General features: G+C 42.0%; 17 protein-coding genes. 12 read left to right on the plus strand and 5 right to left on the minus strand.

Going from position 1 to position 17,567, the window contains the following annotated elements; genetic code table 11:
• The first annotated feature begins 54 nt into the window (after positions 1 to 54).
• Both C6348_RS13100 and C6348_RS13105 read left to right on the plus strand, forming a co-directional pair.
• Positions 55 to 1,137 carry a C45 family autoproteolytic acyltransferase/hydrolase gene (locus C6348_RS13100; RefSeq protein ID WP_106043461.1) on the plus strand — a complete coding sequence of 361 codons (1,083 nt, stop codon included), beginning with the start codon at positions 55 to 57 and terminating at the stop codon, positions 1,135 to 1,137.
• Positions 1,138 to 1,267: 130 nt separating this feature from the next.
• Positions 1,268 to 3,355 (plus strand): BglG family transcription antiterminator, encoded by a 2,088-nt coding sequence (locus C6348_RS13105; RefSeq protein WP_106043463.1) that lies wholly within the window; start codon positions 1,268 to 1,270, stop codon positions 3,353 to 3,355.
• 17 nt (positions 3,356 to 3,372) lie between these two features.
• On the opposite strand, the gene C6348_RS13110 is transcribed toward C6348_RS13105, so the two are convergent.
• Positions 3,373 to 3,984 carry a class I SAM-dependent methyltransferase gene (locus C6348_RS13110; RefSeq protein ID WP_034664457.1) on the minus strand — a complete coding sequence of 204 codons (612 nt, stop codon included), beginning with the start codon at positions 3,982 to 3,984 and terminating at the stop codon, positions 3,373 to 3,375.
• A gap of 156 nt (positions 3,985 to 4,140) precedes the next feature.
• On the opposite strand from C6348_RS13110, the gene C6348_RS13115 reads away from it, so the two are divergent.
• Together C6348_RS13115 and C6348_RS13120 are read left to right on the plus strand one after the other, a co-directional pair.
• The gene (locus C6348_RS13115; RefSeq protein WP_034664026.1) at positions 4,141 to 5,010 is read left to right on the plus strand and encodes an SDR family oxidoreductase; all 870 of its coding nucleotides are present in this window, start codon (positions 4,141 to 4,143) and stop codon (positions 5,008 to 5,010) included.
• A 293-nt stretch (positions 5,011 to 5,303) separates the two neighbouring features.
• Positions 5,304 to 5,726, plus strand: a complete 423-nt coding sequence (locus tag C6348_RS13120; RefSeq protein ID WP_106043465.1) for a pyridoxamine 5'-phosphate oxidase family protein — start codon at positions 5,304 to 5,306, stop codon at positions 5,724 to 5,726.
• A gap of 480 nt (positions 5,727 to 6,206) precedes the next feature.
• Here C6348_RS13120 and C6348_RS13125 read toward each other — a convergent pair whose 3' ends face one another.
• Complete coding sequence (locus C6348_RS13125; RefSeq protein WP_106043529.1) at positions 6,207 to 6,389, minus strand: hypothetical protein; 183 nt, start codon at positions 6,387 to 6,389, stop codon at positions 6,207 to 6,209.
• Between the two features lie 13 nt (positions 6,390 to 6,402).
• Positions 6,403 to 6,621 (minus strand): hypothetical protein, encoded by a 219-nt coding sequence (locus tag C6348_RS13130; RefSeq protein WP_060595569.1) that lies wholly within the window; start codon positions 6,619 to 6,621, stop codon positions 6,403 to 6,405.
• Positions 6,622 to 6,897: 276 nt separating this feature from the next.
• Here C6348_RS13130 and C6348_RS13135 point away from each other — a divergent pair, with 276 nt between their 5' ends.
• A complete protein-coding gene (locus C6348_RS13135) occupies positions 6,898 to 7,254 on the plus strand; it encodes a hypothetical protein (RefSeq protein ID WP_223251569.1) in 357 nt (118 codons plus the stop codon).
• A 39-nt stretch (positions 7,255 to 7,293) separates the two neighbouring features.
• Here C6348_RS13135 and C6348_RS13140 read toward each other — a convergent pair whose 3' ends face one another.
• Positions 7,294 to 7,590, minus strand: coding sequence for a DUF3817 domain-containing protein (locus C6348_RS13140; protein ID WP_034664017.1), 297 nt, complete (start codon positions 7,588 to 7,590; stop codon positions 7,294 to 7,296).
• 136 nt (positions 7,591 to 7,726) lie between these two features.
• Entirely contained in the window at positions 7,727 to 8,401 is a 675-nt protein-coding gene (locus C6348_RS13145) for a GntR family transcriptional regulator (protein ID WP_034664015.1), read from the minus strand.
• Positions 8,402 to 8,555: 154 nt separating this feature from the next.
• Between C6348_RS13145 and C6348_RS13150 the strand changes: the two genes are divergently transcribed.
• The 7 genes from C6348_RS13150 (at position 8,556) to C6348_RS13180 (ending at position 17,537) form a co-directional block, all read left to right on the plus strand.
• Complete coding sequence (locus tag C6348_RS13150; protein ID WP_034664455.1) at positions 8,556 to 9,383, plus strand: AraC family ligand binding domain-containing protein; 828 nt, start codon at positions 8,556 to 8,558, stop codon at positions 9,381 to 9,383.
• Positions 9,373 to 10,305, plus strand: coding sequence for a DMT family transporter (locus C6348_RS13155; protein WP_106043467.1), 933 nt, complete (start codon positions 9,373 to 9,375; stop codon positions 10,303 to 10,305). The genes C6348_RS13150 and C6348_RS13155 overlap by 11 nt, the downstream gene beginning before the upstream one ends.
• A 99-nt stretch (positions 10,306 to 10,404) precedes the next feature.
• The gene (locus tag C6348_RS13160) at positions 10,405 to 11,460 is read left to right on the plus strand and encodes a tartrate dehydrogenase (RefSeq protein WP_106043469.1); all 1,056 of its coding nucleotides are present in this window, start codon (positions 10,405 to 10,407) and stop codon (positions 11,458 to 11,460) included.
• Between the two features lie 72 nt (positions 11,461 to 11,532).
• Entirely contained in the window at positions 11,533 to 13,719 is a 2,187-nt protein-coding gene (locus C6348_RS13165; RefSeq protein WP_106043471.1) for a DNA topoisomerase III, read from the plus strand.
• Between the two features lie 198 nt (positions 13,720 to 13,917).
• Positions 13,918 to 15,000 (plus strand): glycosyl hydrolase family 8, encoded by a 1,083-nt coding sequence (locus C6348_RS13170; RefSeq protein ID WP_106043473.1) that lies wholly within the window; start codon positions 13,918 to 13,920, stop codon positions 14,998 to 15,000.
• On the plus strand, positions 14,981 to 15,832 hold the full coding sequence (locus C6348_RS13175) for a GGDEF domain-containing protein (protein ID WP_106043474.1): 852 nt from the start codon (positions 14,981 to 14,983) through the stop codon (positions 15,830 to 15,832). Before C6348_RS13170 ends, C6348_RS13175 begins: the two co-directional genes overlap by 20 nt.
• Positions 15,822 to 17,537 (plus strand): DUF2334 domain-containing protein, encoded by a 1,716-nt coding sequence (locus C6348_RS13180; RefSeq protein ID WP_106043476.1) that lies wholly within the window; start codon positions 15,822 to 15,824, stop codon positions 17,535 to 17,537. The genes C6348_RS13175 and C6348_RS13180 overlap by 11 nt, the downstream gene beginning before the upstream one ends.
• Positions 17,538 to 17,567: the final 30 nt, after the last annotated feature.

Raw genomic sequence — 17,567 nt, forward strand, 5'->3', positions numbered from 1 at the left:
TAAATGACGGTTTCGATATGATAAAAGAAACGAAGGCGAAAGAGGTGTGCAGGCATGGAGGAGATCAGTGCATATTTTCATGAAATGACAGGAACCGCTTATGAAGTAGGAAAGCAGCAGGCTGTCTGGCTTAAGGAGAACCCGTTGCTACAGACACAATATATTCGAACAGAACCGCTAGAAAAAGAGGCTGTGAAGGAAACGAAGCAGCTGATGCGCCCTTATCTTCCTCAGTTAGAAGAAGAGATTGCTGGATTTTGTGATGAACTGCAATTAGATGAGCGTTATTTGACCTTTTTCTATTCATCTCATCTTCAGCCAGGCTGTTCCCACTGCGTGAGGCAGGGGAATATGGCGGCCGGTCAACAAACGGTCATGCTGCGTAACTATGATTTCTCCCCGATATTTGATGATATGCGTCTTGTGACGACACATGTGAAGGGCTTGGCATGTCATACAGGCTCGTCGCTGCTCTTGTTTGGCAGATCTGATGGGATGAATGAGCATGGTCTTTCTGTCACATTCTCTGCTTGTGGTCCGCCGGTTGGAAATGAAGCCGGTTTAAAGGCTCCAGCAGTTGCCGGTTTGCAAGTGTATCATGTGATTCGATCTGTTCTGGAAAACTGTAGAACGGTTGAGGAAGCTATTCACTCTATTCAGGAAATGCCCGTTGCCTCAAATGTTCACCTCATGCTTGCCGATCGAAAAGGAGAAGCGGCTGTGATTGAAATCATTGATGGTCGCAAAATGGTCAGAAGACCGGAGGCAGGTTATATTGCAGCCACAAATCATCCGATTGCTGATCAAACAGCAAAAGGGATGACAAAACATCATTCTATTGTCAGATACGACATGTTAATGAAGGCTTTAGAACAACGACGACCAAGTGATTCTCTTGCTAAGCTGTTCCAGACAGAATATCCTGATGGTCTGGCTGTGCACAATTATGAGGAGCTGTTCGGAACAATGCGAACCGTCATCTTCCGCCCGGAAGAAGGAACGATGGATTATTGCTTTGGCTCTCCAGTATACAACCCGACGTATTCTTTAAAAGCTGGGGGTTCACTGCCTTTTCATGAACAAAAGGTTCAATTTCATCAAAAGGATCATGGACCGTCATTTTGGAGAAACGTATGATCGGACGTTGTATTTAATTTTGTCAAAGCCCATTTGCCAAAGTCAGATCAACTTAAGATTGCATCGTTTGTTGAAAGCGTTTTATATTAAGGTGTGACAATAGACCTATTTTTGCAGAAGGAGGCATTTCATGTACATAACGGCACGAGAACAGAAGATCATCAAATACATCATTCAGCAAAATCGTTATGTCACCATTCGTGAGATAGCCGATTCTGTTCAGGTGAGTACAAGAACGATTCATAGAGAACTAAAATCGATCAAACCCATATTAAAGAATTATGATCTTTCACTAGATAAACAGCCGGGGAAAGGCTTGAAGGCAGTCGGTGAACAGGAGGATAAACAGCGGCTTCTTGCTCATATGTCAAATGAGGATCAAATTGAATATAGCTCTGACGAACGGAAGCTCTTAATCCTTTGTGCATTGCTTGAAGCAAAGGAACCGGTGAAATTATATACACTCGCAGCCGATTTGCAGGTAACAAATGCGACCATCAGCTATGATTTAGATGAACTGACGGAGTGGATCGCTCCTTACGGTTTGCAGTTGATCCGAAAACGCGGGTATGGCATTGAATTAAAAGGACCGGAGGAAGCTAAACGAAAGATTGTCGGCAATCTGATTGTCGACCGGCTCGATATTCAATTATTTTTAGAAACAATTGAAATGAATATCAAGCATCGAACGAAAGCGACGGAAAAGGTGTTTGGCGTTGTCAGCAGAGGGCAGCTGCTTAAGGTAGAAAGACTGCTCTTTCATTTGAAAAATAGACTGTCACTCTCTTTATCTGATAGTGCCTATATTGCGCTTGTCGTTCACTTAACCTATGCCATTGAACGGATTCAGCTTGGCGAAACCATTCGAATGGAAGAGGAAGAGCTGCTTGAACTAAAGCGGACGAAAGAATTTGAATCATCCCTGCGAATCGCAAGAGCACTTGAACGCATGTTTAATGTGGAGATCCCTGAAGCAGAGGTCGGTTATATGACCATCCACCTGCGCAGTGCCAATCGCAGCTTTGGGGCAGAATACCGTATTGATGAGATCGAGCTGGATATAGCGATCAGAACGAAGAAGCTCATTGATTTTATTTCAAATAAAACCGGCTACCATTTAAATGAAAATGATTCATTGTATGAGGGACTCGTGTCTCATCTTGAACCTGCCATGAACCGTTTAAAGGAAAAGATGAGAATCTATAATCCGCTCACACAACAAATTAAAAAGGACTACTTTTTGCTTTTTATGGCGATTGAAGAAGGAGTCGAGCGTTTCTTTCCAGAGATTGAATTTCCAGAGGATGAAATTGCCTTTATAGTGCTTCACTTTGGCTCAGTGCTTGAAATCAAAAAAGAAGAAACGAACATTCATGCATTGGTCGTTTGCTCAAGCGGCATCGGTTCGTCCAAAATGCTCGCTTCTCGTTTAAAAAAGGAATTGCCAGAAATCGCCGAATTCGATCTATCGTCTTTGATGGAGCTAAAAGAAATCGATGCATCAAGCTATGACATGATTGTATCGACTGTTCCGATCCCATATGACCATATCGATTACATCATGGTCAGTCCGCTCCTAAACGAGGATGACGCTATGCGTGTGAAGGCTCATATTAAACGAAAGATTCCTTATATGATTGAGAAAAAAAGGTTGAAAGAAGCTGCCAAAAAAACGGTACAAGAATCCGTTAATATGATGGCGGTTGCAGAAAAAGTGACGAATTACATGTCTGTGATTCGCAGCATCTTGTCCCATTTTACCATCGAAAATAGAGAGACGCTGCCGCAGCATGAGGCAACAATCAGGCAGCTGCTTCGTCAGCTTGAAGAAGAAGGATCTATCACACATGCGGATGATGTAGCGAGCGGCTTACTGGAACGTGAACAGCAAGGCGGTTTAGGCATACCTGGTACCGAGTTTGCTCTTTTTCATTTAAAGCATGAATTCATCAAGGAACCAATCTTTCATATTTATGATCTTGATCAGGCATATGAGGTCAAAAGCATGGATGGCGGGCAGCAAATGATGTCACGAATGCTTATGATGCTGGCGCCGCAAAAGCTTGGCAAGGAAGGGTCTGAAATGTTTAGTCTGATCAGTTCATCCATCATTGAAAGTGAGGAAAGCATGGTGCTTTATGGACAAGGATCAAAGGAAGAGATTGAACAGAAATTGCATCAGCTGTTCTATCAATTTGTAAAAGAAGCAAAATGGTAAGAAAAAAAGCCGAGAGCTTATTCGCTTCTCGGCTTTTTGGCTGTGACACAGACAGCAAGTGTTGGACGAATTTCCTCATACTCAACAGAAAAATGGTCAAACCCCGCAAACTGTAAGTCATTCAATATGTTTTCACCCATCTCTTTTGTCCGGCTGGCGTCAGCACTTTTTTCTCTTGGCTGCATCACAATGACGAGTTTCCCGCCTGGTTTCAACGTGTGATAAAGGTTGAGTAGGCCAGTCTTTGGATCATCCCAAATCGTAAAGTTGTTGACAGACAGTACTTTGTCATACTGCTCTCCGGGCAAGCGTGTTTTCTCGATTTTCCCTACATATAGCCGGACCTGTTTGTCTTTTGACCGTTTGCTGACGCGGGACTGTGCTTGCTCCTGCATGGTGGCGGAGGCATCTAGACCATCAATGTGAAGATCTTCATAATGCTTAAGCATATGTTTGATGCTGTAGCCGGGCCCATAGCCGATTTCCAAAATGTTTTCACTATCTGTCAGATCTAAGTGCTGGATGGCCCACTGATTCAATGCTTTATTTTCATTTGCCATAATGAAGCCTGCGATGCTTCCGAGCCAGCCTTTTGGTCTGCTAAAGGTTTTCGAAATGGTTGACAGCATTTGAGAACGCTCCTTTTTTAATGATCATGTAACCGATTTTCCCCATCTTGAAACATGCCGATTTACAAAACGCATCTGTGCAGTTTAGGGATGTTTGAGTAAAAAAAAGAGGTGGTAATGAAAGGATACATCAACAAATCAAGGAGGAGCTTACACATGGATTTACGTGAATACTTAACAAATGGCATTCCGCGCCAAACACAGGATCAGCAGCCAGGCAGTGAAAGAGAAATGAATCCTGCGCCGATCTTTGAGGATGAATCATATCAAGGGTCTGGCAAGCTCAAAGGGAAAGTCGCACTGATTACAGGCGGAGATAGTGGAATTGGACGTGCTGTATCTGTTGCCTATGCAAAAGAAGGTGCACACGTCGCCATTGTGTACTTAAATGAACATGAGGATGCAAAGGATACGCAAAAGCGCGTAGAACAGGAAGGCGTTAAATGTTTAACGATTGCAGGAGATGTCGGTGACGAAGCCTTTTGCGAGAAAGCGGTAGAAAAAACAGTTGAAGCCTTTGGGCAATTAGATATTTTAGTGAATAATGCGGCTGAACAGCATCCGAAAGAACGGATTCAAGATATTTCTAGTGAACAGCTTCACCAAACCTTTAGAACCAACTTCTATTCTTATTTTTATTTTACGAAGAAAGCACTGGATTACTTAAAACCGGGAAGTACAATTATTAATACAACATCCATTAACCCATATCGAGGCAACAAAGTGCTGATTGATTATACGGCGACAAAAGGGGCCATCAACGGCTTTACACGTTCTATGGCACAGTCGCTTGTGAAAGATGGGATTCGGGTGAACGGTGTAGCGCCAGGTCCAATTTGGACGCCGCTCATTCCATCTACATTTGATGAGGATAGTGTGGAAAGCTTCGGGGCAGAAACCCCAATGGGAAGACCAGGACAGCCTGTAGAGCATGTCGGCTGCTATGTGCTGCTTGCTTCTGACGAATCGTCTTATATGACAGGACAAACACTTCACGTCAACGGCGGTTCCTTTATGAATACATGATCAATAGCGCCACCGCCCAGCATTGATTGGGCGGTGTGTTTAGTATTTCTTGCGATTCTTCTGCACAGATGAGACAGACCATACGATAATGCCCACAACAACTGCCGCAATGACAAGTGAACTTAAATGGAACATCGTTTCATGATGCATGTTCAACTTCTCCCTTCATTGAGCCTGTTTTCTATAGCATCAGCCAGAAGATCTCTTTTTATGAATAACACATTTCTTTGTTTAACGAATGGGTTGTCGTGGAAACCTAAGAGTACGGATGAAATTTGAAGGAGTGAAACGATATGTCACAAGAAGAATTAAAACAAAAGGTACTCAATCTATTAGATGAACAAAAGGTCGGAACACTGGCGACCGTTGAACAGGATAAGCCGCATACTCGCTACATGACTTTTTTCCATGAGGAACTGACATTATATACACCAACAAGTAAAGAAACACATAAAGCAGACGAAATTGAAAAAAATCCGAATGTCCATATTCTCATTGGATATTCAGGCGAAGGATTCGGTGATACTTATGCAGAGATTGCAGGCACCGCAACATTAACCGATGATCGGGAACTGATCGACCGCCTTTGGTCTGATGAGATGGAGAAATGGTTTAAAGGAAAAGATGATCCAAACCTAGTGATTCTGAAGATTGATCCAACTTCCATTCGTTATATGAATGAAGGAAGCCGTACACCAGCAGAATTACCACTTTAACACTTGCATAATCTGGGGGAATGTGTTATAGTTTTATATTAAGTGTTGAAATAAGCAAATAAATAAAGAAAGTAAACTTTCTTTTTTCTATGACATAATGAGAAGCAATAGAGCTTCTACTAGATAAGAACGAGACGCTGTCAAAGCGAACAAACTTATTCTTTTCCTTCTGCACCCGCCCCCTATAAAAGCGGAAGAGTGGAAAAAAGACGTTTTGATTTACAATTCACACTGGCACGGCTTCGGAGCCGTAAGGACGAATGAGAGGTAGGGCTTTCGTTGTCTTGTTATCCAGAACTTCCATGGCGTTTACTTTCAAACGTAGGTTCACTCGGAACACATATGACACACTGATATGATCGAATCTTAATTCATACACTCCGTAACGGAGATCACACATTGATTATTTATTTGCATGAAAAGAGCAAGGAAAAGGCTGCCATCTATTTGGCAGCCTTTTTCATTGGGTTCATTTCATGATCACTCACTTCTTCCTTTCTTCTGATAACGCCAAATCCGCCCGATAAAAAAGAACATCACCGCAAACAAAATAGAAAAGACGAACATGTCCAAGAGTGTCACGCCTCTATTTAGGTGCACAATGCCAAACCAAACCCATTGCAGAACAAAAGAGATAGCAAAATAACTGATGGATTCTTTCATGATTTTCCCCATTTCACTTATTTTTTTGACCTTTTAGCCACAACATCCAAATGAAGAAGGAAGCAATGACACACGTAAGCAAAGTGATGGGCGGCAAGGTATGCCAGCTAGTCAGCCCCTTTACAAAACACATATAAAAAAAGAAAATGGAAATGGATACGAGCACCCATTGCTTGAACCAACGAGGAACACGCAGCCAAGCCGCTAGAAAGATAGAAGATAGCTTATCCAATGAGAAAAACTCCTTTTTTGAATCTGATTGGATTTTATCGCAAACAACAAAGTTTGTAAAATATGGAACTGAAAGGATGGAATGGTATTCTTCTAGCATGAAACATTCGCTGCACTGACGTATAAGATAAAGGAACCTCATGAAAGAAGCGATCAAGTGAAAAGAATACCAGTGATATTTTCCTCAGGTATATTGTCTTCTTTATTCCAGCTATCATTATTAGTGTCTTGGTGTGGAACCATTACCGATATTTGTCAACCGGGAAAGTAACAGAGTATGACGTCAAACGAATTTTTACATTTGATGAAAGAAAAGCGAGTGGTGAGTGCTGTATCAAAAGACCAGCAGCTCCATTTTGCAATGTATGATCCTCATTCAGGAAAAAGAATCAGTGAATGGACCACAGCAAGCGATCCGTTTAATGAAATGTGGTCATCCATTCAAGGAAACAATCTCTTACTTGCTTTAAAGAATAAAGACGGGCAACTGGTGATCGAGAAACTAACTCCAAGCGGAGAAAAGAAAGAGCTCGTTCAACAAAAAATAGAGATCCCCTCATTTTTAAAAACGAATACATATCAATGGAATGGACAGCTCGTGTTTACAGGAGAAATGGAAGGATTCAGCGTGTAGAAAAAGGGCTAAAACGAATTTCGTTTTAGCCCTTTTTGATTAAGCTTTAGTATCATACTGGCGGAGCACCTTATCATAGGCGAAGTTACCGAAAGGAATGAACGCCGCAAAAAAACCAGCGATGGACCATTTCAAATGCCAGCGAACTTTAAAAGTCACATATGCCAAAACAAGCATATAGATGACAAACAATGCGCCATGAAGAGAGCCTACAATGGTGACTGCCATCGGAATATCCGCAAAATATTTCAGAGGCATGGCAATTAAAAGAAGGGTTAAAAGAGACATACCCTCAATAAAACCCGCCTGTCGAAGACGGCTAATACTTGTATGCATATACAAATCCTCCTGTATAAAAGCTAGTTTCTCATCTTCTAATATAAACGAAAGATCGTCTGGACATGCTGAAATCTACGAAAAATTCAAAATATGTTCATGTAATGCTTAAAAAATGGAAAAAAGGAAAAATCACTTAATCCTTATTTGTTTCAGAGAGTACTTGCTTTAAGTGCATCACATCATGTAACAAATGATTCGTCATCGCTTGAACGGCTTCTGTGGAGCGGCGCTCTTTCATTTCAGAATAAATGGCCGCATGCTCTTTTTGAATCGTCTCAGCACGCGCTCCGCCGCTAAAATGAAAGATACGGCAAAAATGAATGAGTGCATTCACATGATTCAATTGTTTACATAAGCGGTGATTGTGACTCGCTAGAATAATTTTTTGATGAAAGGCTTCATGTAACTGGACGATCTCTTTAGATGGCAGCTGCTGCTTGATTGCTTCGTCTGCCTGCGTGAGGACCTGCTCAATATCATCAAGCTCTCTTTGCGCGGCTTCCTTGCATGCAAGCTCAACAGCTAGCGTTTCTAGGGCGGTTCGAACTTGATAAAGCTCCTCGACATCTTTTTCCGTTAACGTATAGACAGAGTAGCCTGACCGATGATCAGCGATCAAGAGCTCATCTTTTTCTAAAAGCCTCATCGCCTCTCTAACCGGTGATCGGCTTACACCAAATTGTTTGGCAAGCTGTGTCTCATTGATGCGTTCCCCTGGCTGAAACTGCCCATCAAATATCATTTGCTTCAGCTGTTCATAAAATTGCATATGGTATGGTGCTGGTCTTTCCATCTCGAATGAATTCATCCCGTCATTCCCTCATTTACACATCATCTTTTGTCTCATGTTATCCAAGTTTTTCCCTCTAGGCAAGCCTGCATCGGAAAAGTCAATATCGTACAATTCAAGAGAAAAAGGGTGTGCTACACTAATGATCAGTTCAGTGAAAGAGGGGATCGACATGAAAACACAAGAAGAACGAACGGTACATTTTGATCAGGACTTGCAAATAGAGGCGTATCGCTTTCATGGCATCATGCAAAAGTTCCCGAATCATTTTCATACATACTATGTGATTGGATTTATTGAGGACGGTCAAAGACGTTTGATCTGCCAAAATGAAGAATACATCATTGAAAAGGGAGACATCCTTCTTTTCAATCCATATGACAATCACGCATGCGAGCAGATTGATCACAGGACACTAGATTATCGTTGTTTAAATATAGAAGCAGATGTCATAGAGAAAATGTTTCAGCACAAGCCGCATTTTAAAGCCCCTGTGTTTTCACAAAGTGAACTGACAAAGCCATTATATGATCTTCATCAAATGATCACAGAAGAAGCTCCAGCTTTGAATAAACAGGAAACGTTTTATTTCTTTATGAAGCAGCTGATTGAAGCCTATGCTGATACATCAGAGGAAAAAGCGTCAGCAGCGCATGCCGCCGAACAGAAAGTCCAAGATGTACAGCAATATATTGAAACATACCGCACGGAAAATATATCGTTGGACGACTTAGGAGAGCTTGTGTCCATGAACAAATACTCTCTTCTGCGTGCTTTTACAAAGTACAGAGGGATCACGCCATATCGTTATTTACAGACAGTGAGAGTGAATTATGCGAAAGAACTTCTCTCACGAGGAGTAAAGCCTGTAGATGCGGCAGTCTCCGCTGGTTTTTCTGATCAAAGTCACTTGAGTCATTTCTTTTCAGAATTTATTGGGCTCACCCCAGGGCAATATCAGCAAATTTTTGCAAAGCAGGTAACAGCAGATGAAAAATAAACAGCTGCTTGGTCATCTAGCGGCCATGTTCACTATTTTTCTATGGGGCTCGACCTTTATCTCAACCAAAATATTGTTAACGGCTTTTTCTCCAACAGAAATATTATTTTTTCGCTTTTTTATTGGATATCTGGCTCTGATGATGATCTACCCGGTCACCATGAAGGTGCAGCGTAAAAAGCATGAAGCGATGTTTGCGCTCGCAGGATTATGCGGTGTGGTCTTATACTATTTTTTAGAAAATGTCGCACTCACCTATACGTTCGCTTCGAATGCAGGTGTCATCAGCTCAGTTGTACCATTCTTCTCATTTTTATTGGCTTATTTTTTATTGAAAGATGAGCCTTTGCACCGCCGGTTTTTCATAGGCTTTTTCATCGCGATGACAGGAATTGTACTGATTAGCTTTAATGGAATGACGACGTTCCAATTGAATCCAATCGGTGATGTGCTAGCATTAACGGCGACCATTGTCTGGGCCTTCTATTCTATTTTATCGAAAATGATCAACCAATATGGATACCATATCATTCAAGTGACGAGGCGTGTCTTTTTTTACGGCTTGCTTTGGATGCTTCCCCTGATCTGGCATTTTAAGATTCGTTTAGACTGGGAGCGATTGACGAACCCGTCGTTTGCCTTTCACTTGCTGTTTTTAGGCCTGTTCGCATCTGCCATTTGTTTTCTAACATGGAGCTTTTCGGTGAAAACGCTCGGTGTGGTGAAATCGAGTGTGTATATTTATGGCGTTCCTATTATTACAATGGTCATTTCAATGATCGTTCTTCATGAGAGATTGACCCTCATGTCTGTACTTGGAACGGCACTGACCTTAGGAGGACTGCTGCTTTCAGATAAAAAAGATGCGGGGAGGAAGAAACAGAAACCCTCGATGCTTTTCCAGGATAAACAGGCGCTTTGATCAAAAAAGCGTCTTTTGTCCATTGAAAGAACATGAACGCTCTAGTAAACTCAAATTTAAACGGTCGACGGTCGACCGATGATAAAGGGGGAGAAATGAATGAAGCATGTTTCAATTGCGGCGATACCAGGTGACGGGGTTGGGAAGGAAGTTGTACCTGAAGCCATACGAGTATTGAAAGCGGTGTCAGAAGTACATGGCGGTCTGTCTTTTACCTTTCAGGATTTTCCGTGGAGCTGTGAATATTATTTAGAGCATGGCGAGATGATGCCAAAGGATGGATTACATCAACTGAAAGCCTTTGACAGCATTTTCTTAGGGGCTGTCGGAGATGCCAATTTAATGCCGGATCACGTATCGCTTTGGGGATTGCTCATTAAGATTAGACGTGAATTTGAGCAGGTGATTAACGTTAGACCTGCAAAACAGCTGAATGGTATACGTTCACCGCTTGCTCAGCCAAAGGATTTCGACCTTCTAGTTGTCAGAGAAAACGGTGAAGGTGAATATAGTGAAATTGGAGGCCGTATTTATCAAGGGGAAGATCAGCTTGCTGTTCAAAATGCGGTGTTCTCAAGAAAAGGGACAGAGCGTGCGATGCGTTTTGCCTTTCAATTAGCAGAAAAAAGGAGAAAGCATGTGACGAGTGCAACCAAATCGAATGGGATCGTCCATACCATGCCTTTTTGGGATGAAGTGTTTCAAGACGTAGCAAAGGATTATCCAGAGGTGGCAGCAGACTCTCAGCACATTGATGCGCTCTCAGCCTTTTTTGTAACAAGACCAGAAAAATTCGATGTGATTGTTGCCAGTAATTTGTTTGGTGATATTTTGACAGATCTTGGGGCAGCCATTATGGGAAGTATTGGCGTAGCGCCTGCCGCCAACATCAATGTAAATGGCAAGTACCCATCCATGTTTGAGCCTGTACACGGATCAGCTCCAGACATTGCGGGAAAAGGAATCGCCAACCCAATCGGTCAAATTTGGACTGCTAAGCTGATGCTTGATCATTTCGGAGAGGAAGAGCTGGGTACGCACCTTCTCAGCACCATCGAATCAGTCACAGCAGACGGCTTTTTAACAGCGGACATCGGCGGATCCTATCAAACACAAGAAGTCACAAACGAAATCATCAAACGATTGAAGAAATAATCCGTCATTAGAACCGCATCTCCACGTCTGCTATAATAAAAGGATGGATAGAAGAAAGAGATGTGAAATCTAGTGTCAAAAACAGTTGTATTAGCAGAGAAACCTTCAGTAGGACGTGACCTTGCGCGTGTGCTGAAGTGTCATAAAAAAGGAAATGGTTTTTTAGAAGGAGATCAATACATTGTGACATGGGCGCTTGGCCATTTGGTCACACTGGCTGATCCAGAAGGCTACGGAAAAGAATTTCAATCCTGGCGTTTAGAGGATTTACCAATCATTCCAGAGCCGCTTAAGCTTGTGGTGATGAAAAAGACAGGAAAACAATTCCAAGCAGTGAAAGCGCAGCTTGCGAGAAAAGATGTCAAAGACATTGTCATTGCAACAGATGCTGGACGTGAAGGGGAGCTTGTCGCAAGATGGATTCTTGAAAAAGCACATGTGAAAAAGCCCTTGAAACGACTATGGATCTCATCTGTCACGGACAAAGCCATTCAAGAAGGCTTCAAACGATTAAAAGACGGCAGAGAATACGATAACCTGTATCGCTCAGCAGTTGCACGTGCAGAAGCAGACTGGATTGTCGGCATCAATGCAACAAGAGCGCTGACAACCAAGTTCAATGCACAGCTTTCCTGCGGACGGGTGCAAACACCAACGATTGCCATGATCGCCAAACGAGAAGAAGACATTCAGCAATTTCAGCCGAAGCCGTTCTATGGATTGATTGCACAAGTAGATGGACTGACTTTGACCTGGCAGGATGCCAAAACAAAGCAAAACCGGACATTCCAAGAGAATGTGATCAAAGAGCGCTTGGCAGCATGCGAAGGAAAACCAGCAGTGGTTGATGCGTTGAAAAAAACAGGGAAAAAAGCTTTTGCACCGGGCCTGTACGATCTGACTGAATTACAGCGTGATGCGCATAAACGCTATGGCTTCTCAGCAAAAGAAACATTATCTACGCTTCAGCGATTGTATGAGCAGCATAAGCTCGTGACATATCCACGTACAGATTCACGGTTTATTTCAGCGGATATCGTTCCTACATTAAAAGATCGTTTAAAAGGAATGAACGTTAGACCGTATGCGCAGCATGTGAACCGGATTTTACAATCAGGTGTTAAAGCGCACAAAGGCTTCGTCAATGATGCAAAAGTGTCAGATCACCATGCGATCATTCCAACCGAGGAAGAGCTGTATCCAGGTGCATTAAGTGATAAAGAGCGTAAATTATATGACCTTATTGCCAAACGATTCCTTGCGGTACTCATGAATCCTTTTGAGTACGAAGAAACAACGGTTATCGCCAAAATAGGCAGTGAAACGTTCACAGCAAAAGGGAAAATCGTGCAATCAGCTGGCTGGAAAGCCGTGTACGATGATTCCTATGAAGAAGAGGAATCAGCCGAGGTGGATCAACATTTGCCGCTGCTTTCAGAAGGACAGTCACTAGACGTACGACAGCTGAAAGAAACAAGAGGAGAAACGAAACCTCCTGCACGTTTTAATGAAGCGACCCTATTATCTGCCATGGAAAACCCAGCGGCATTTATGCAGAAAGAGGAAAAAGACTTAGTGAAAACCCTTGGTGAAACAGGTGGTCTAGGGACAGTAGCAACAAGAGCAGATATTATTGAAAAGCTGTTCAATAGCTTCCTAATCGAGAAAAAGGGCAAAGACATCTTCATCACATCGAAAGGAAAGCAGCTGCTCTCTTTAGTGCCCGAAGACTTAAAGTCTCCTGCGTTAACAGCGGAATGGGAACAAAAGCTTTCTAAAATCGCAAAAGGGCAATTGAAAGCTTCTCAATTCATGAGTGAAATGAAATTATATGCGAAACAAGCCGTATCTGAAATCAAACAGACGAACCAGACCTTTAAGCATGACAATGTCACTGGCACCCATTGTCCAGACTGCGGAAAACTGATGCTGAAAGTGAATGGAAAACATGGAACGATGCTTGTTTGCCAGGACCGGGAATGCGGCCATCGTAAAAATGTGGCGAAGAAAACAAACGCACGCTGCCCGAACTGTCATAAAAAGCTCGAGCTGCGCGGAGAAGGCGATGGCAAAATCTTTGCTTGTGTGTGCGGCCATAGAGAAAAACTGTCTGTATTCGAAAAACGCAAATCTCAATCCAATCAAAAGAAAGCCAGTAAGCACGATGTGTCTAAATATTTGAAGAAACAAAAGAAAGTGGAAGAACCAATTAATAATGCACTAGCTGAACAATTAAAGAAACTAAAATTAGATCAATAGTTATGTAAAAAACCCGTGCGGAAACGCATGGGTTTTTCAGTGTTCTTAAGCATATAGACATATTGTTTTTCTGAAAATGGGAATAAATGTGCGAAAAGACTCGTAATTTGGTATAAAATATTTATTTAAATTTAAACAAAAACGCTCTATAATAAATCGTTAGATGCTTAGAGAACGGGGAGTTGAAAGGGGACACGAATGCATACACGCATATATCGTACAGCAATTGTTTTACTCATTGTCATTCTACTAGGCGGATGTACCTGGAAGCAGCAGAAAGAATCAGCTGATCCAGTATCGCCAAAGCCCGTATTGCCAGGAGAATATTTTATCACTCACCACTTAATGACAGATCAAGGCTTGATTCGCACCTCTTTTGCAGAGCAGCACATCTACTTATCTGAATCACTTGGACTTTGGATGGATTATCTTGTTCGAAAAAAAGATCAAAATTTATTTGACCAACAGTTGGGTGTTCTGCAAGATCAATTTTTACTAGACCATCATCTTCTCAGCTGGCAAATTGAATCTGAGCAAAAAAGTAAGACCAATGCTTTAGTTGATGATTTACGTGTAGTGGCGGCACTTCAAAAGGCAAATCGTTTGTGGAAGAAGTCAGCGTATCAAACGACAGCAAAAGAAATCGCTCAAGCGTTAAAAGAAAAAAACATGTTCAAAGCCATATTGTCCGATTATTATGATGCATCAACAAATCGAACTTCACACACAATCACACTCTCTTATATAGACCCAAAAGCAATCAAAGAATTGGAATCCCTCCAAATATTCACGAAACAAATGACCAGTAACCAATTAGCCCTTCTAAAACAAGCACCGAGAAAAAAAGGATTCTTTCCTAAATCCTATGACATAAAGAAAAAAACCTATTCGTTTGATCGAGAAATCAATATGATCGATCAACTCTATACGGCTCTACATGCCCATCATGCAAAGGTTAATACGTCTGCGATCATGAAATGGCTTAAAACGACTTTTAAACAAGAAGGAAAACTGTACGGGAGATATAAGCTGAGCACATTGCAGCCATCTGTGACGTATGAATCGCCTTCGGTATATGCACTCGTCCTATTGTATGCCCTTAAACAAAACGAGCTTGAATTCGCAAAGGCTGTTTATCACCGCATGAAAGAATTACAAACCCAAGATCCTCTCAAGCCTTATTACGGAGGATATATGAACGAAAAAGACACACACTCATTTGATAACTTATTGCCTCTGATTGCAGAAAGGGAGCTTCTAAATGAATCGGTTGTTCAGTAACACGTATCGCTTGTACTATTCTCTGCTCCTCACGTTTGCAGGCCTTATTTTGTTTATGGGCTATCTCAACGTACAAGATGCGGAGAGCTTTATGATCATCGCACTGACATTTGTTGTGTTAGGCTGCGGTATTTTATTTGGTATCCTACCAGCATTAATTTTCACCTTACTTATTTTGTTCTTTATAGGAAGCGCCATGTTCTTTACAGAGCTTGGTCATGAAAATTCCCTTTTTTCAAATCAAACATTGCAAGATGTAGTGATTTGGGGAGTAGCACTTCTTTTTTTCGCTATTTCAGCGGGAAGCTTGCATGAACGGATCAAGATGCTGCGTCACACCATTGAACAACAAAAGCAGGCCATTAAACAATTTGTGGCGATTGATTCGACAACAGGATTTGACAATGCTGAGCGGATGAAGCTCGAATTGTCCGAGGAAATGAAACGGGCAGAACGGTACAAACAGCCATTTGTCTTTATCCTTCTTCATATGAATTACGCAGTGGAATTCAAATCGTTATATGGAGAAAAAGAAATGCAGCACCTATTTCAGCAATTAAGTCTCAAGATCCGCGAAAGCGTAAGAGAAACCGATAAGAAATTTCGATTATCCGAAGAGCGAATGGGTTTGCTGCTAACTCACACACCAGAAGAGAACGTGTCAGTTGTCCTTGATAAGCTAAAGAATAAACTGCAACCGCATGTCCTGTTAAACGGTCGTGAAGTGACCTTGACATTTCATGTCTGTCATTTAACAAGCAGCTCGGATTATCGAACGCCAGAGCAATTTTTAGAAGAACTAGAAAACGAGATGATGATGAATGAACTTTAATTCTTTGATGAAATGTTGTTTGATGATCGCGCTTTTTTCGATTCTTTCGTTTAAACACATGGCTTCAGCCGATGCTCTTGTCACGCAGCCAAATACCCTGATCGTTTATTCCACACAATCGGATGAAGTGACTCCAGCCGTTCATATGCTGGATCTACTCGCCGGTCATTTTTCTAAACAGACGACGATTGTATCCGATGAACATTTGGCTGAAAAGAGGATCAATGAATTTCAGCAAGTCATTTATCTCGGTGAAATAAAGAGAACCTTGCCAAAACAAACCATTCGTGCGATGAACGAATCACAGCAGGTCATCGCCATTGGATACAATGCGGAACAGCTTCGCCCATTCTCCAAGCTTACTTTTCACAAACAAGATCATACCAGTCAAATGAAACATACACATGATCAGACATACCGTCAGCTAGAGAGAAGTATCAGTGCGTTAACGGTTCAAGGGGCAGACTTGCAAAATGAATTTCTAGTGAAGAAACGTCAATCTGATCTGCCATTTGTGATTCAAACAAAAGAAGGTGCGGCTTATATCGGAATCTTAGATGTCGTGCAGCACAACAAGCTTCTTGCAGAAGTGCTAGAAAAATACATGCCAACTTCTGTGCAAATGACGACAAAATACTTAATGCTCGGGAACATCAGTCCAGCAAGTGACGAGAAGAAGCTGCTTGAACTTGGACAATACGTATCCGCACGGCATATTCCTTTTCAGATCGCAGTGACTCCTGTTTGGATGGATCGAGAAACAGGTGATGAAGTCACACTGAGTGACCGCCCGAAGCTCGTGAATGTGTTAAAACAATTGCAAGGCAATGGAGCGAGTATCATTCTTCATGGCTTTAGCCGTACGTATCGAACGGAGGAATCTGGTCAGAGCTTTGAGTTCTGGGATGCAAAGTATGATCAGTCCATCACGTCAAATGATCCCAAAAAAACTGAGAAGAAACGGAGTAAAAGTCAGTTCCCAAATGAAAAAGACTTTAATGCTTATACCAGATCGAATCAGCAGCCAGAAACCGCCTATACAGAAGAAAAACTGACAAAGGGCATTGAGCTTCTTGCGCAGCAAGGTCTATATCCTCTTGCGTTCGAGGTGCCGCATGATGCCATATCTCAACAAGGTTATGAAGTGATTTCAAGGCATGTGTCAAGTCTATTTGGACAGGTGCAGCTGTCAGACCGCACTTGGAAAACAGTCGGTGCACCGCCGCTGGTGACGTCTCCTGCCATGTTACATGGAATGACCCTATATCCTCAGCGACCAGTAGAGACAGCGTCTGACCAAGAAGATTCAAATGTTTTAACTGAACAGACGATTCAATCCATGCAGCATCTTCAATCAGCCGCAATCGGACTGTCCTATGATGTAGAATCAGGAATAGCCGGATTACAGGAGCTGATAACACAGATGGAGGCAATCCCTTCTAGTGAATGGCTGGATTTAAAGAAAACAAAACAGACGGTCCAAACTGCACATGTAAAAATCCAAACATCAGGGAATGGACATATTCAAGTAGAGCAATCTGACATAGCCGAAACAAAAACAGTCAAACGAAGCGGCATAGAAAATATGCTGCGAATTCTTACAGTCGTGGTGATGCTATTTATTGCGGCATTTGCTTTATACACATTGTATTTAAGACTGACAATGAAAAAACGAATTTTTAAGGAGAGAAAATTAGGTGGCTGATGTCTTATTTTATCTTTCATTACTACTGAT

The sequence above is a fragment of the Bacillus sp. YBWC18 genome (genome assembly GCF_002998775.1).
Taxonomy (GTDB): Bacteria; Bacillota; Bacilli; order Bacillales; family Bacillaceae; genus Bacillus.

Excerpts from the sequence above, each read along its gene's own strand:
- C6348_RS13100 (WP_106043461.1), top strand. The coding sequence starts at position 55 with ATGGAGGAGATCAGTGCATATTTTCATGAAATGACAGGAACCGCTTAT.
- C6348_RS13105 (WP_106043463.1), top strand. The coding sequence starts at position 1,268 with ATGTACATAACGGCACGAGAACAGAAGATCATCAAATACATCATTCAG.
- C6348_RS13110 (WP_034664457.1), bottom strand. The coding sequence starts at position 3,984 with ATGCTGTCAACCATTTCGAAAACCTTTAGCAGACCAAAAGGCTGGCTC.
- C6348_RS13115 (WP_034664026.1), top strand. The coding sequence starts at position 4,141 with ATGGATTTACGTGAATACTTAACAAATGGCATTCCGCGCCAAACACAG.
- C6348_RS13120 (WP_106043465.1), top strand. The coding sequence starts at position 5,304 with ATGTCACAAGAAGAATTAAAACAAAAGGTACTCAATCTATTAGATGAA.
- C6348_RS13125 (WP_106043529.1), bottom strand. The coding sequence starts at position 6,389 with ATGAAAGAATCCATCAGTTATTTTGCTATCTCTTTTGTTCTGCAATGG.
- C6348_RS13135 (WP_223251569.1), top strand. The coding sequence starts at position 6,898 with ATGACGTCAAACGAATTTTTACATTTGATGAAAGAAAAGCGAGTGGTG.
- C6348_RS13140 (WP_034664017.1), bottom strand. The coding sequence starts at position 7,590 with ATGCATACAAGTATTAGCCGTCTTCGACAGGCGGGTTTTATTGAGGGT.
- C6348_RS13145 (WP_034664015.1), bottom strand. The coding sequence starts at position 8,401 with ATGAATTCATTCGAGATGGAAAGACCAGCACCATACCATATGCAATTT.
- C6348_RS13150 (WP_034664455.1), top strand. The coding sequence starts at position 8,556 with ATGAAAACACAAGAAGAACGAACGGTACATTTTGATCAGGACTTGCAA.
- C6348_RS13155 (WP_106043467.1), top strand. The coding sequence starts at position 9,373 with ATGAAAAATAAACAGCTGCTTGGTCATCTAGCGGCCATGTTCACTATT.
- C6348_RS13160 (WP_106043469.1), top strand. The coding sequence starts at position 10,405 with ATGAAGCATGTTTCAATTGCGGCGATACCAGGTGACGGGGTTGGGAAG.
- C6348_RS13170 (WP_106043473.1), top strand. The coding sequence starts at position 13,918 with ATGCATACACGCATATATCGTACAGCAATTGTTTTACTCATTGTCATT.
- C6348_RS13175 (WP_106043474.1), top strand. The coding sequence starts at position 14,981 with ATGAATCGGTTGTTCAGTAACACGTATCGCTTGTACTATTCTCTGCTC.
- C6348_RS13180 (WP_106043476.1), top strand. The coding sequence starts at position 15,822 with ATGAACTTTAATTCTTTGATGAAATGTTGTTTGATGATCGCGCTTTTT.